Raw genomic sequence first — 13,438 nt, forward strand, 5'->3', positions numbered from 1 at the left:
TTGCGACTGTCTGGACCCTTCGCGGGTCAGTCCTGAACCGGCGCCAGTGATCCGTCAGAGGATACCGCAAAGCGCGCCACGTTGGCCCGCTGGTACGGCGCCAGATCCACCGTACTCCCGCCTTGCTGAACCTGAACCGCGCTCGCATTGCCGAGCTTGACCCGCGCGACTTGACCGGGCTGGAAGTGGCGCTGCTGACCTGCCCTGAGCAGCCCGCGCTCGATGATCTGGCCGTTCGGGCCGTCGATCTCGACCCAGCTGTCGCCGCTGAATTGCAGCTTCAGCGCAGGCGTGGCATTGGCCGCCGCTGGCGGCTCTCGATTCAGGCGCGGCGCCATCGACGCGGTGATCGGGGCGTCGGCCACCACGGCCGGCACCACCACCGGCGCGGACGAGGGCGCGGGCACGGCAGCACCTGGCCTGGCCTGCGCCTCGGTCGGCGGCTTGGGCAGCACGTCCAGCGAGGCGGTCCTGAGCACCTGCTGGCCGGCGCCGTCGGACAGCAGCAGCCACACCGGCACGGCGAAGAAGCACAGGGTGATCACCACGTACACCGCGCGCCGCGAAGCGCTCTCGAACATGCGCTGGTAGCGCGGGGTGTGGGTGTGGCTGACCAGTTCCACCGGCCTGACGGCCTGCAGGGTGGAGCGCTCCAGGTCATCGTCCAGGTTCACCCCGACCAGCCGGGCGTAGCTGCGCAGGTGGCCGCGCACGAACACCGCCGCGCCCAGCTGCTGCCAGCGCCCGGCTTCGATCGCCTCGACGATCCGCGCAGGCAGCTTCAGCGCCGCAGCGGCCTGCTCAAGCGTCATGCCCTGCTGCTCACGGGCGCGGCGCAGGCTTGCGCCAGTCTCCTTCTGCTGCCCGTTCTCGGGCGCCGAATGGGTCCTGTTCGGATCGGTCATGGCCGTGCACTTTCCCCGGAGCTTGCCGCAGCGGCATCGGGGAACTCCGCCCGCAGCCGCTGCCGATATTTCTCGGCGGCTGCCCTGTCGCCGAGCTTGGTTTCAATGTCGGCTGCAAGTTGTAACACGCCCGGGTCGACAGGTGCAGCTGTCATCCTGCGTTCGATGAAGGCACGCGCATCCATGAACTGGCCCAACCTGTATTTGTTGCGGGCCATCGACACCAGGGCGTACGCGTTGGTCGGGTCCAGCGCCAGCGCCTTGCGCAGGTCGGTTTCCACCCGCTCGTACTGGCCGGTCTGCAGTGCACAGCCGCCGGCATTGGCCAGGGCGCCGGCCGGGTTGTAGTTGGGTGCGGCGATGGCGCGGTCGAACCACACCAGCGCCTCGGCCGGGAAGCCGTTGCCGCAGAGCCAGGCGCCATAGTTGTTGAGCATGCCGCCATCGTTGGGTGCCAGTTCGGCAGCCTTGCGGTAATACGCGCCAGCCGCCTTGGACTGGCCGCGGCGATCGGCCACGATCGCCAGCAGCGTCAGTGCGCCGACCGAACCGGGATTGCGCCTGAGCACCTTCGACGCTTCCTGCTCGGCGGTCTTCAGGTCGCCGACCCGCAGGCGCTGTTCGGCCAGCCCCAGGCTGTCCTGTTCTTCCAGGCGTTGCCGGGTGGCCTTGCTGTCGCTGACCCTGTATTCGCTCTTGGGCGCATCGAACTCCCTGATGCCGCCCTTGGGACGGACGAAGGTCAGCCGCGAGCAGCCGCTGGCGGCCACCGCGATGAGCGTGGCAACCAGCAGCAGGTTACGCAGCCGCATCACCCAGGCCTTGTTCGCGCAACTGGCGGTTGAACGCGGCCTGGCGGCGGGTGCGGTCCATCACCTGTCCCTTGAGCTGGCCACAGGCCGCATCGATGTCGTCGCCGCGCGTGCGGCGGACCATCGTCAGTACCTGCTGGTCCAGCAGGATTTTCTGGAAGGCGCGGATGTCGCCCTCCTCCGAGCGCTGGTAGCGCGTGCCGGGGAACGGATTGAACGGGATCAGGTTGACCTTGCCCGCCTCGCGCGACTGCATCTGGTTGCCGAACTGGCGCATCAACCGCGCCAGCGCGCGCGCATGCTCAGGCTGGTCGTTGACGCCCTTCATCAAGGTGTACTCGAAGGTGATCGAGTCGCGCCTGGGGCTGGCTTTCAGATAGCGCGCGCAGGCGGCCATGAGCTGCTCGATCGGGTACTTCCTGTTGAGCGGCACCAGCTCGCTGCGCAGGGCGTCGTCGGCCGCATGCAGGGAGACGGCCAGCGACACGTCGCTTTCGCTGGACAGGCGATCGATCATCGGCACCATGCCGGCGGTGGAGAGCGTCACCCGCTTGCTGGCCAGGCCGTAGCCCAGGTCGTCGCGCATCACGCTCATGGCGCGCACGACGTTGTCGAAATTGGCCAGCGGCTCGCCCATGCCCATCATCACCACGTTGGTGAGCCGGCGGATCTGCGCCGGCACGTTGCCCAGATGGCGTGCAGCCACCCAGACCTGGCCGATGATCTCGGCCGTGGACAGGTTGCGGTTGAAGCCCTGAGTGGCGGTCGAGCAGAACTGGCAGTTCAGCGCGCAGCCGACCTGCGAGGACACGCACAGCGTGCCGCGGGTCCTGTCGGGGATGTAGACCGTTTCGATGGCGTTCTTGCCATCGGCGCCCATCGACAGCAACCACTTGTGGGTGCCGTCGGTGGAGGGCTTGTCGAACACGATGTTCGGGACGATCACTTCGGCATGCTGCTGCAGCTTGGCACGCAGGGCCTTGCCGAGGTCGGTCATTTCGTCGAAATCGGTGACGTAGCGGTGATGGATCCACTTCATGACCTGGTGGGCGCGGTAGCGCTTCTCGCCGAGGGTGTCCTCGAAGAAGCGCTCCAGCCCGAGGCGATCGAGATCGAGCAGGTTCTGCTTGCGCACCGCTGCCACGGCGACGGAGTCACCGGGCGTGGTCACGCTGGGAAGCGACACGATCTCGTTCACGATGGCGCGACCTCAGCGCGAAACCACATCGGTGGAAGCGAACCAGTAGGCCACTTCAATGGCCGCATTCTCGACCGAGTCCGAGCCGTGGGCGGCATTGGCCTGGATCGAATCGGCAAAGTCGGCGCGGATGGTGCCCGGCGCGGCGTCCTTCGGGTTGGTCGCGCCCAGCAGGTCGCGGTGGGCCAGCACGGCGTTCTCGCCTTCCAGGACCTGGATCATCACCGGTCCGGAGATCATGAACTGGACCAGCGCATTGAAGAAGGGGCGGTCCTTGTGTACCGCGTAGAAGCCTTCGGCCTCGCGACGCGAGAGTTGCCTGTACCTGGCCGCGACGACCTTCAGGCCGGCCTGCTCGAAGCGGGTATAGATCTGACCGATGACGTTCTTGGCCACGGCATCGGGCTTGATGATGGACAGGGTGCGCTCCAGCGCCATGGGGTCTTCTCCGAAGGGCGGGCCACTTGAGCCCAAGGTTACATGAAAAAACCCGCGTGGGAACGCGGGCTTAGGTTTGATTGTTGTACAAATTCTAACGTATCACCGGGCATCATGCAGCGCTTGGCCGCGCACTGATTTTGCGGCGATGCAGCATGACTTGGGCACACTGCAGGCGCAGACTCAAACAAGCGTTTGATTCAACCAATCGGAACCCATGGCCGCAGCCACTCCATTTTCCACCAAGGACCGCATCCTGGGCGCGGCCGAGGAGCTGTTCGCGCTGCACGGATTCGCCAGCACCTCGCTGCGTCAGGTCACCACCCGCGCCGATGTCAACATCGCCGCGGTCAACTATCACTTCGGGTCCAAGGAAAATCTGGTCAACGAGGTCTTCCGCCGGCGCATGGACGTGATGACCGCGGCCCGCCTGAGCCAGCTGGAAACCGCGCTGCAACAGGCACCGGGCAAGCTCGAGCCGATCCTGGCCGCGTTCGTGGAGCCGGCGCTGGCCATGGCCCAGGACGGCCAGGGCGGCGGCGCCTTCGTCCGGGTCATCGCCCGGGCCTATGCGGAGAAGAACGACAATCTGCGCAAGTTCCTGTCCGAACACTACGGACATGTGCTGCGCGAGTTCGGCAAGGCCATCGCCGGGTGCCTGCCTGAACTGAGCAAGGAAGCGCTGTACTGGCGTCTGGACTTCCTGGCCGGCGCCCTGACCTATGCCATGGCCGATTTCGGGCTGATCAAGCGCCCGGCCCACGTCGCCGAAGCTGCGCATCGCGAGCGCGCCGCACGCGAACTCATCCGCTTCGCCGAGGCCGGGCTTCGCGCCGGCAGCGTCGAATCGTAATTTCAACCAAAACAAAGGCTTGTTGACTATGTCTGAGAAACTGCTTGTCCGTCGTGCCGCGGTGCTCGGGGCCGGCGTCATGGGCGCCCAGATCGCCGCGCACCTGACCAACGCTGGCGTGGACACGGTCCTGTTCGACCTGCCGGCCAAGCAAGGCCCTGCCGACGGCATCGTGCTCAAGGCCATCGCCAACCTGGGCAAGCTCTCGCCCGCGCCGCTGGCCAGCAAGGCCCTGGCCGAGGCGATCACCCCGGCCAACTACGGTACGCCTGATGACAGCAGCGGCCTGGACCAGCTGTGCGAGTGCGACCTGATCATCGAGGCGATCGCCGAGCGGATGGACTGGAAGCAGGAGCTGTACCGGAAGATCGCCCCGTTCGTCTCGCCCACCGCGGTGCTGGCCTCCAACACCTCGGGCCTGGGGATCAACGCGCTGGCCGATGTCCTGCCCGAACAGCTGCGCCACCGCTTCTGCGGCGTGCATTTCTTCAACCCGCCGCGCTACATGCACCTGGCCGAGCTAATCCCGGCCCGGACCACCGACAAGGCCGTGCTGGAAGGCCTGGAGACCTTCCTGGTCACCACCCTGGGCAAGGGCGTGGTCTACGCCAAGGACACCCCGAACTTCATCGGCAACCGGATCGGGGTGTTTTCGATCCTGTCCACGATCCACCACACCGAGGCATTCGGCCTGGGCTTTGATGAAGTCGACGCGCTGACCGGCCCCCTGGTCGGGCGGCCCAAGTCGGCCACCTACCGCACCTCGGATGTGGTCGGCCTGGACACCATGGCCCACGTGATCGCGAACATGGCCCAGACCCTGCCCGACGACCCGTGGCACCAGTACTTCAAATCGCCCCAGTGGCTGGAAGCGCTGGTTTCAAAGGGCGCACTGGGCCAGAAGACCGGCGCCGGCATCTTCCGCAAGGCCGGCAAGGACATCGTGGTGCTGGACCTGGAAAAATTGGGATCGGCCAATCCCTACCGCCCGGCCGACCGCGCCGCGGCACCGGAAGTGGTCGAGATCCTGAAGATCAGGAATCCGGCCGAGAAGTTCGCCAGGCTGCGCGAAAGCCAGCACCCGCAGGCCCGGTTCCTGTGGGCGACCTTCCGCGACCTGTTCCATTACAGCGCCTACCACCTGGCCGACATCGCCGAAACCGCGCGCGACGTGGACCTGGCCATCCGCTGGGGCTACGGCTGGTCGCTGGGCCCGTTCGAGACCTGGCAGGCCGCAGGCTGGAAGCAGGTGGCGCAGTGGATCGCCGATGACATCGTCACCGGCAGGAGCATGTCCAGCGCACCGCTGCCGGACTGGGTGTTCGATGGCCGCGACGGCGTGCATGCGGCAGAGGGCTCGTACAGCCCGGTGCAGAACGCCAAGCTGCCGCGCTCGGCGCTGCCGGTCTACAAGCGCCAGCGTTTCCCCGATCCGCTGCTGGGCGAGCAGTTCGCGCAGGGCGAAACGGTGTTCGAGAACGAGGGCGTGCGCATGTGGCACGACGGTGACGAAGTGGCCGTGGTCAGCTTCAAGACCAAGATGAACACCGTCTCGGACCAGGTGCTCGATGGCCTGCAGGAAGTGGTCGGCCGCGCCGAGCGTGACTTCAAGGGCCTGGTGATCTGGCAGCACGCCGAGCCCTTCTCCGCCGGTGCCGACCTGGCCGGCGTGCTGGGCCTGCTGCAGGCCGGCAAGATCGATGCGTTCGAGGCGATGGTCACCAACTTCCAGGCCACCAGCCAGCGGATCAAGTATTCGCTGGTCCCGGTGGTGGCCGCAGTGCGCGGCCTGGCCCTGGGCGGTGGCTGCGAGTTCCAGATGCACGGCGCCAGGACGGTGGCCGGGCTGGAAAGCTACATCGGCCTGGTCGAGGCCGGGGTGGGCCTGCTGCCGGCCGGCGGCGGCCTGAAGGAGCTGGCGGTGCGCGCCTCCGAGGCCGCCGGCCCGGGCGGCGACGTGTTCGCCGAGCTGAAGAAGATCTTCGAGACCATCGCCATGGCCAAGGTCTCCACTTCTGCGATCAACGCCAAGGAGCTGGGCCTGCTGCGCACCACCGACAAGGTGGCCTTCAACCCGTACGAGTCGCTGTACATCGCCCGGAACGAAGCCTGCGCACTGGCCGAGTCCGGCTATCGCCCGCCCCTGCCCGCGCGCCGCATCCAGGTGGCCGGCGACGTCGGCATCGCCACCTTCAAGATGCTGCTGGTCAACATGCTGGAAGGCCGCTTCATCAGCGAGTACGACTACGAGATCGCCAGCCGTATCGCCACCGTGCTGTGCGGCGGCGAAGTCGACCGCGGCGCGCTGGTGGACGAGCAATGGCTGCTCCAGTTGGAGCGCCGCCATTTCGTCGAACTGGCCCAGCAGGACAAGACCCAGGCGCGCATCAGCCACATGCTCAAGACCGGCAAGCCGCTGAGGAACTGATTGAAGCCGGGACTCGGGTTGCGGGACTCGGGACTCGGAAAACGCCGGCCGCCCTGGCTTTTTCGAGTCCCGAAACCCCAGTCCCGAGTCCCGATCGCCCATCGCCCCAAATTTTCGAGAACCCCATGACCAGACAAATCCAGGATGCCTACATCGTCGCCGCCACCCGTACTCCGGTGGGCAAGGCGCCCAAGGGCGTGTTCCGCAACACCCGGCCCGATGACATGCTGGCGCACGTGCTGAAGTCGGTGATCGCCCAGGCACCGGGCATCGATGTGGCGCGCATCGATGACGCCATCATCGGCTGCGCCATGCCTGAGGGCGAACAAGGCATGAACGTGGCGCGCATCGGCGTGCTGCTGGCCGGCCTGCCAAACACCATTGCCGCCCAGACCATCAACCGCTTCTGCTCCTCCGGGTTGCAGGCCGTGGCCCTGGCCGCCGACCAGATCCGCCTGGGCAACGCCGACCTGATGCTGGCCGGCGGCACCGAATCGATGTCGATGGTGCCGATGATGGGCAACAGGATCGCGCTGTCGCCGTCAGTGTTCCACGACGACCACGTGGCCATCGCCTACGGCATGGGCATCACCGCCGAGAAGGTCGCCGAGGAATGGAAGGTCTCGCGCGAAGACCAGGACGCCTTCGCCGTGGCCTCGCACCAGAAGGCCACCGCCGCAATCCAGGCCGGCGAGTTCAAGTCGGAAATCTCGCCTTACCAGGTCGTCTCGCACCAGCCGGACCTGGCCGCTGGCGGCACCATCCGTTTGCACAAACTGCTGGTGGAAAACGACGAAGGTCCGCGCCCGGATTCGTCGATCGAAAGCCTGGCCAAACTGCGCCCGGTTTTCCGCAACGGCCAGTTCGGTGGCAGCGTGACCGCCGGCAACTCCTCGCAGATGAGCGACGGCGCCGGTGCGGTGCTGCTGGCCTCCGAGCAGGCGATCAAGGACTACGGTCTGACCCCGCTGGCGCGCTTTGTCAGCTTCTCGGTCGCCGGCGTGCGACCGGAGGTGATGGGCATCGGCCCGATCGCCGCGATTCCCAAGGCGCTCAAGCAGGCCGGCCTGAACAAGGGCCAGCTGGACTGGATCGAACTCAACGAAGCCTTCGCCGCGCAGGCGCTGGCGGTGATCCGCGACAGCGAGCTGGATCCATCCAAGGTCAACCCGCTCGGCGGTGCGATCGCCCTGGGCCATCCGCTGGGCGCGACCGGCGCGGTCCGCACCGCCACCATCGTCCACGGCATGCGCCGTCGCCAGCACAAGTACGGCATGGTGACCATGTGCATCGGCACCGGCATGGGCGCAGCCGGCATCTTCGAAGCACTTTGATCGGATCCTGGCAGCGCCCTGGAATCGAACCTGGCGAACCGGCATGAAGAAGGCGGCCATTGGCCGCCTTCTTCGTCAGCACACTGAAACCGGCAAGATCATTCGGACTCGCGAACGCCCAGTTCCTTCAGCGCATTGCGCATGGCTTCGGCCGCGGCTTCGCCGATCTTTTCGCTATGCAGCGCGTAATGGATGGTGGCCTCGACCAGGCCGATGTGCGCCCCGCAGTCAAAGCGCGTGCCCTTGAAGCGATACGCATTCACGGGCTTGCGCTTGAGCAGCGCGGCGATGGCATCGGTCAGCTGGATCTCGCCGCCGGCACCGGGCCTGGTGTCTTCCAGCAGTTTGAAGATGCTGCCATCGAGCACGTAGCGTCCGACCACGCCAAGGTTGCTCGGCGCGTCCTCTGGCTTGGGCTTTTCGACTATCGCATTGATCCTGCCACTGCGACCGTCAAAGGCATCGGTGGCGACGATGCCGTAGCTGGCGGTCTGTTCAGGCTCGACATCCTGCACCGCGATCTGGCTGGCGCCGGTGGATGCATGGGCGTCGGCCATCTGCTTGAGCGCGCCGGCACCGTTGCGATTGACGATCAGATCGTCAGGCAACATCACCGCAAATGGCTCGTCGCCGACAATGGTCTTGGCGCACAGGACCGCATGGCCCAGGCCCAGGGCTTCGGTCTGGGTCACGAAAATCGCACGCACGCCCTTGGGCAGCGGATTGCGGACCTTGTCCAGCAGCTCCAGCTTGCCCGCGGCCTCGAGCTTGTCTTCCAGCTCGTAGGCCTTGTCGAAGTAGTCGCCGATCGCATGCTTGTAGCGGTTGGTCACGAAGATCAGCGTATCGCAGCCGGCTTCGACGGCCTCATCGACCGCGTACTGGATCAATGGCCTGTCAATGATGGGCAGCATTTCCTTGGGCACCGTCTTGGTTGCCGGCAGAAAGCGCGTGCCAAGCCCGGCAACGGGAAACACTGCCTTGTGGATACGCTGGGTCATCGGTAAGTCCTGGCCTCTCTGGTTGGGAAGGGAACCACGGTGCTGCTCGCCTTGTGCTCCGGCGCGGGGCTGAACTCTGGGATCGCCGCGTGCAGGATGCGGGTGATCGCATCGGTGTCGTAATCGGCGACAGCTTGCCGCAGCTGTTGCAATGCACGCGTGATGGATTCGCCGGAAACCTCGCGCGCGCGCGCTTCCAGGATCTTGGAATGGGCCGTGGGTTGATACAGCTCATCGGCATGGAACAGGGTCTCGTGCAGCTTCTCGCCCGGACGCAGGCCGGTGTAGGTGATGGCCACGTCGCGTCCGGGCTGCTTGCCTGCAAGGCGGATCATCTGTTCGGCCAGCACGCGGATCGGGATCGGCTCGCCCATGTCCAGGGTGTAGATCGACGCATGGGCCGCGCTGGCGGCGGCCTGCACGATCAACTGGCAGGCTTCCGGGATGGTCATGAAGTATCGGGTCACCTCGGGATGGGTCACCGTCACCGGGCCGCCATTGCGGATCTGTTCGCGAAACAGCGGCACCACCGAGCCGGCCGAATCGAGCACGTTGCCAAAGCGCACCGTGGTGAAGCGGGTCCGGCCACGTTCGTCCAGGCTCTGGCAGGCCATTTCGGCCAGGCGCTTGCTCGCCCCCAGCACGTTGGCCGGGTCGACCGCCTTGTCGGTGGAGATGAAGACAAAGGTCCCGACCTCGGCCTGGCGGCAGGCGCGCGCCATGGTTTCGGTCACCAGCACGTTGTTGCAGATGGCCTCGCGCAACTGGCCTTCCAGCAAGGGCACGTGCTTGTAGGCCGCGGCGTGGAAGACCGCGTCGGGCCGGGCCATGTCCAGTGCACGCCTGATCGCGGCCGGATCGCCGCAGTTGCCGAGAAATGGCAGGATTTCCAGGTCGGGAAACGCCCGGGTCAATGCCTCGTGCGACTTGATCAGGGCCAGCTCGCTGATTTCCATCAGCGCGATGCGCTGCGCACCGTGGCGCGCGCACTGCCGGCACAGTTCCGAACCGATCGAGCCGCCTGCACCGGTCACCAGCACCGTGCGCCCACCCAGCCAGCCGCGGATCAGCTTCCAGTCAGGGGTGACCGGCTTGCGGCCCAGCAGGTCGTCGATCGCCACTTCCTTGAGCTCGCCCGGCAGCGAGCGCCCCTCGAGGATGTCGACCAGCCGCGGCACGGTCCGGAACGGCAGGCCGGTGCCTTCGCAGATGCCGACCACGCGCTGCATCGCGGTGGCATCCAGGGAAGGCATGGCGATGACGATCAGGCGCGCGGCGGTCTCGCGCGCGATCGTGCCGGCGTCGGCCAGTTCGCCCAGGACCGGCACGCCGCGCAGCTTGGTGCCGTGCAGGCGTTTGGCATCGTCGAGGATGCCCACCGGCTCCCAGGCGCCGCTGCGGCGCAGGTCACGCAGCAAGGCCTCGGCGGCGCGCCCGGCGCCCAGCACGAGCACCCGCTTGGCCCCCAGCTCCATGACATCGCTGGTCTGGTTGTCCTTCCATGCGCGGTACAGCAGCCGCGGCAGGCCCAGCAGGCCCACCAATGCGAACGGATACAAGACCAGCGCAGCACGCGACACCGCATCAATGCGGTTGTAGATCACCAGTCCGATGGCAATGGCGAGCAGGCCGACCAGACCGGCCTTGAAGATGTTGCCCAGGTCCGGGACGCTGGCAAAACGCCACAGCCCGCGATACAGGCCGACCCGCCAGAACACCAATCCCTGGGCGCCCAATACGATCCACGATTCGGTCGACCACCAGGGGAGCGCAGGGGCCCCGGGCACCATCGCGTAGCGCAGCCAGTGCAGTCCATGCCAGCACAGCCAGACCATGACCAGGTCGTGGCAAATGATGGCCACGCGTGGCAGCGAAATGGACAGGCGTGTGCGCCATTGCTTCATTCAGCGTTCCTTATCCCTGGAGTTTCGAGCCTTTGCTGCCGCGACCAGATCCAGGACGCGAGCACACACACACCCAGTGTGACCATCAGCGCGACCATGAAGGTGGTCTGCCAAAGGGTCACCATGGAAATGGTAGCGGCGATTGAGAACAAAGCACAGAGGACGGTCACCGGTGTGTGCCCATGGCGACGCGCAGCGCGCTGGTAGGCATGCGTGGTGTGCGGCTGCCACCAGGCTTCTTGGCAAAGTACACGACGGAGCAGAGTGAAGCCTGCGTCAATGCTGAACGCGCAGATCGGCAACAGCGTCAATGGCAGCGCTTCCACACCCGTGATCGACAGTGCGATCAGCCCGGCGAGCACATAGCCCAGCGCCCCGCTGCCGACGTCGCCCATGAAGATCCTGGCGCGCGGGAAGTTCATCGGCAGAAAGCCCAGGCATCCGGCACACAGCGCCCAGGCAATCCAGGCCCACGGTGCGGGCAGCACCAGGGCATAGCCGGCGGCGGCAATGGCCGCCTGGCTCGCGGCCAGGCCGTTGATGCCGTCCATGAAGTTCCAGATGTTCACCAGGCACACGGCAAACAGCCAGCCCAGCACGACCTGCCACCATGGCAACGCCTGCATGGCCAGTGCGCCGGCCAGCAGCGAGGCGGCCAGCAGGTGCACCACGAAGCGTCGCGCAGCAGGCAACGGGCGATGATCGTCCATCCAGCCGATCGCCGCCACCATCAGCAGTCCACCTGCAAACAGGCCGATCGACCGCGCATGCGTCGGCGCGCGCCAGGCCAGCCATGCACAGGCAAGCAGGACCACGGCCGCGATCGCGATGCCGCCACCGCGCGGGGTGGGCACCCGATGGCTTCGGCGTTGGCCCGGCGCGTCCAGCAGGCCACGCCACAACGCGTAACGACGGGTTCCCCAGGTCAGCGCAGCAGCGGCGCCTGCGTGCAACAACAGCCACGGCAGCAGGCCCGGCATCAGACGACGGCGTAGTTCAGCAAGGGCTTGACCGTGCCCCACTCCTTGCAGCTGGGACATTGCCAGTGGTGGGTCCGTGCGCCGAAGCCACAACGGGTGCAGCGATAGCTGGGGTTGCGCACCAGCAACTGGTCGGTGATGTGCTTGAGGTCATGCAGCGTGGCGTCCGGATCGGTGCCTTCCTGCAGGGTCAGATCGATCAGGGCCGCCTCGCCACGCACCGAGGGGCGATCCTTGAGCTGGCGGGCCAGGTACACGCGCGCCTGGTGCAGGCCGTCGTGCTTTTCCACCAGCTTGGCCAACGCCAGCACTGGTGCGATGCCGCGATAGTGCTCGCACATCTCCGACAGGAACGCCCGTGCACCCGGCACATCCCCCACCTTCTCGTAACTGTCCAGCAGTCCGGGCAGGACTTCGGGCAGGTAGTCTGGATCGTGCCGTGCGGCACGCTCGAAGGCGCGAATGGCCGCCTCGGGGTTGCCTGCCTCCACTTCCAGCCGCCCTTCCAGGATGCCGGCCCGCACCGACTTGGCATCGGCCTGGTAGGCACGGGCGATGGCGGCGCGGGCCGAATCAATGGCATTGGCCGTGCGATAGCGCTCGGCCAGCTCGCATTCGAACTGGGCCACCAGCTTGCCCATCGGCTCGCCCGTGGCTTCCTCGAAACGGGTCGCGTTGTCGATCGCCTTTTCCCAGTCGCGCTCGGCCTGGTAGATGCCGATCAGATGGCGCAGCGCCTGCGGCGCGCGCTGGTCGATCCGGGCCAGGTCGGTGAATACGGTTTCGGCGCGGTCCAGCAGCCCGGACTTCATGTAGTCCTCGCCCAGGGCCAGCAGCGCCTGGACCCGCTGCTGATCGCTCAGGTCGTTGCGCTGGACCAGCCCCTGGTGCAGGCGGATCGCGCGATCGACTTCGCCGCGACGACGGAACAGGTGTCCCAGGGCGACCTGGGTCTCGAAGGTTTCCTTGTCCAGCTCGGCCACATGCAGGAACAGCTCAATGGCCTTGTCCGGCTGTTCGTTGAGCAGGTAGTTCAGGCCGCGGAAGTAGGTACTGGACAGATGGCTGACCTGGCTGACGTTGTGGCGCTGGCCACCGCGGCGGCCGATCACCCAGCCGATCAGCGCAGCCAGTGGCACGAACAGGACAAACCAGAACCACTGGTCGAGGAACTCCATCGAATCAGACTCCGCTGCCCGGGGGGGCGTCGCTGGTGGGCGGGGACACGGGCGCGGCGGCAACGGGAAGCTTGCCGGCCTTGCGCAGGCGCGCATACAGCGGCCAGGCGACGGTGGCCAGGACGATCAGCGCACCGATGCAGACGCCGGCCAGCAGCGAGACGATGATCGCCGCGCCCGAGCCGGTGGAGATCTGGGTAAACAGCAGGTTGAGCGTGATCGGCTGGGTATTGAGAATGCCGATGACCAGCCCGATGGCCAGGAATGCCAGGGCAATGAGCAGGCGAAGAATGTTCATGGAGCCCCTTCTTTCGGGTACGTCGGGCGCCTAGCTTAGCCGAGGCACGATCGGGGGCGGGACAGACGCGGGCCGCCGAAGGCGGACCTGAAGCATGCGGGCAGACAGC

Annotated in this window: 12 protein-coding genes; 3 read left to right on the plus strand and 9 right to left on the minus strand. The window is 66.5% G+C overall.

Annotation, left to right across the window (positions count from 1 at the left end; all coding sequences use genetic code 11):
* Positions 1–26: 26 nt before the first annotated feature.
* The 4 genes from DSC_RS09145 to ndk are packed head-to-tail and all read right to left on the minus strand — an operon-like array spanning position 27 to position 3,353.
* Positions 27–905 carry a helix-turn-helix domain-containing protein gene (locus DSC_RS09145; protein ID WP_014160880.1) on the minus strand — a complete coding sequence of 293 codons (879 nt, stop codon included), beginning with the start codon at positions 903–905 and terminating at the stop codon, positions 27–29.
* On the minus strand, positions 902–1,696 hold the full coding sequence (pilW, locus tag DSC_RS09150) for a type IV pilus biogenesis/stability protein PilW (RefSeq protein ID WP_425476620.1): 795 nt from the start codon (positions 1,694–1,696) through the stop codon (positions 902–904). The genes DSC_RS09145 and pilW overlap by 4 nt, the downstream gene beginning before the upstream one ends.
* A 7-nt stretch (positions 1,697–1,703) precedes the next feature.
* On the minus strand, positions 1,704–2,915 hold the full coding sequence (gene rlmN / locus DSC_RS09155) for a dual-specificity RNA methyltransferase RlmN (protein WP_014160882.1): 1,212 nt from the start codon (positions 2,913–2,915) through the stop codon (positions 1,704–1,706).
* 12 nt (positions 2,916–2,927) lie between these two features.
* On the minus strand, positions 2,928–3,353 hold the full coding sequence (gene ndk, locus DSC_RS09160) for a nucleoside-diphosphate kinase (protein ID WP_014160883.1): 426 nt from the start codon (positions 3,351–3,353) through the stop codon (positions 2,928–2,930).
* A gap of 217 nt (positions 3,354–3,570) precedes the next feature.
* Between ndk and DSC_RS09165 the strand changes: the two genes are divergently transcribed.
* The 3 genes from DSC_RS09165 (at position 3,571) to DSC_RS09175 (ending at position 7,968) form a co-directional block, all read left to right on the plus strand.
* Positions 3,571–4,206: a TetR/AcrR family transcriptional regulator gene (locus DSC_RS09165; RefSeq protein ID WP_014160884.1), complete on the plus strand. Its 636-nt coding sequence runs from the start codon at positions 3,571–3,573 to the stop codon at positions 4,204–4,206.
* A 28-nt stretch (positions 4,207–4,234) separates the two neighbouring features.
* A complete protein-coding gene (locus tag DSC_RS09170; protein WP_014160885.1) occupies positions 4,235–6,634 on the plus strand; it encodes a 3-hydroxyacyl-CoA dehydrogenase/enoyl-CoA hydratase family protein in 2,400 nt (799 codons plus the stop codon).
* 125 nt (positions 6,635–6,759) lie between these two features.
* Positions 6,760–7,968, plus strand: coding sequence for an acetyl-CoA C-acyltransferase (locus DSC_RS09175; protein ID WP_014160886.1), 1,209 nt, complete (start codon positions 6,760–6,762; stop codon positions 7,966–7,968).
* A gap of 98 nt (positions 7,969–8,066) precedes the next feature.
* Here DSC_RS09175 and galU read toward each other — a convergent pair whose 3' ends face one another.
* From galU to DSC_RS09200, 5 genes are read right to left on the minus strand one after another with little or no spacing between them, the layout of a single operon-like run.
* The gene (galU, locus tag DSC_RS09180) at positions 8,067–8,969 is read right to left on the minus strand and encodes a UTP--glucose-1-phosphate uridylyltransferase GalU (protein WP_014160887.1); all 903 of its coding nucleotides are present in this window, start codon (positions 8,967–8,969) and stop codon (positions 8,067–8,069) included.
* Positions 8,966–10,873, minus strand: coding sequence for a polysaccharide biosynthesis protein (locus DSC_RS09185; RefSeq protein WP_014160888.1), 1,908 nt, complete (start codon positions 10,871–10,873; stop codon positions 8,966–8,968). Before DSC_RS09185 ends, galU begins: the two co-directional genes overlap by 4 nt.
* Positions 10,870–11,853 (minus strand): MraY family glycosyltransferase, encoded by a 984-nt coding sequence (locus DSC_RS09190; RefSeq protein WP_014160889.1) that lies wholly within the window; start codon positions 11,851–11,853, stop codon positions 10,870–10,872. The genes DSC_RS09185 and DSC_RS09190 overlap by 4 nt, the downstream gene beginning before the upstream one ends.
* On the minus strand, positions 11,853–13,031 hold the full coding sequence (gene lapB / locus DSC_RS09195) for a lipopolysaccharide assembly protein LapB (protein ID WP_014160890.1): 1,179 nt from the start codon (positions 13,029–13,031) through the stop codon (positions 11,853–11,855). Before lapB ends, DSC_RS09190 begins: the two co-directional genes overlap by 1 nt.
* Positions 13,032–13,035: 4 nt before the next feature.
* A complete protein-coding gene (locus tag DSC_RS09200) occupies positions 13,036–13,329 on the minus strand; it encodes a LapA family protein (RefSeq protein ID WP_014160891.1) in 294 nt (97 codons plus the stop codon).
* Positions 13,330–13,438: the final 109 nt, after the last annotated feature.

Source organism: Pseudoxanthomonas spadix BD-a59 (genome assembly GCF_000233915.3).
Taxonomy (GTDB): Bacteria; Pseudomonadota; Gammaproteobacteria; order Xanthomonadales; family Xanthomonadaceae; genus Pseudoxanthomonas_A; species Pseudoxanthomonas_A spadix.

Excerpts from the sequence above, each read along its gene's own strand:
- DSC_RS09185 (WP_014160888.1), bottom strand. The coding sequence starts at position 10,873 with ATGAAGCAATGGCGCACACGCCTGTCCATTTCGCTGCCACGCGTGGCC.
- DSC_RS09165 (WP_014160884.1), top strand. The coding sequence starts at position 3,571 with ATGGCCGCAGCCACTCCATTTTCCACCAAGGACCGCATCCTGGGCGCG.
- lapB (WP_014160890.1), bottom strand. The coding sequence starts at position 13,031 with ATGGAGTTCCTCGACCAGTGGTTCTGGTTTGTCCTGTTCGTGCCACTG.
- DSC_RS09145 (WP_014160880.1), bottom strand. The coding sequence starts at position 905 with ATGACCGATCCGAACAGGACCCATTCGGCGCCCGAGAACGGGCAGCAG.
- galU (WP_014160887.1), bottom strand. The coding sequence starts at position 8,969 with ATGACCCAGCGTATCCACAAGGCAGTGTTTCCCGTTGCCGGGCTTGGC.
- DSC_RS09175 (WP_014160886.1), top strand. The coding sequence starts at position 6,760 with ATGACCAGACAAATCCAGGATGCCTACATCGTCGCCGCCACCCGTACT.
- ndk (WP_014160883.1), bottom strand. The coding sequence starts at position 3,353 with ATGGCGCTGGAGCGCACCCTGTCCATCATCAAGCCCGATGCCGTGGCC.
- DSC_RS09190 (WP_014160889.1), bottom strand. The coding sequence starts at position 11,853 with ATGCCGGGCCTGCTGCCGTGGCTGTTGTTGCACGCAGGCGCCGCTGCT.
- DSC_RS09200 (WP_014160891.1), bottom strand. The coding sequence starts at position 13,329 with ATGAACATTCTTCGCCTGCTCATTGCCCTGGCATTCCTGGCCATCGGG.
- DSC_RS09170 (WP_014160885.1), top strand. The coding sequence starts at position 4,235 with ATGTCTGAGAAACTGCTTGTCCGTCGTGCCGCGGTGCTCGGGGCCGGC.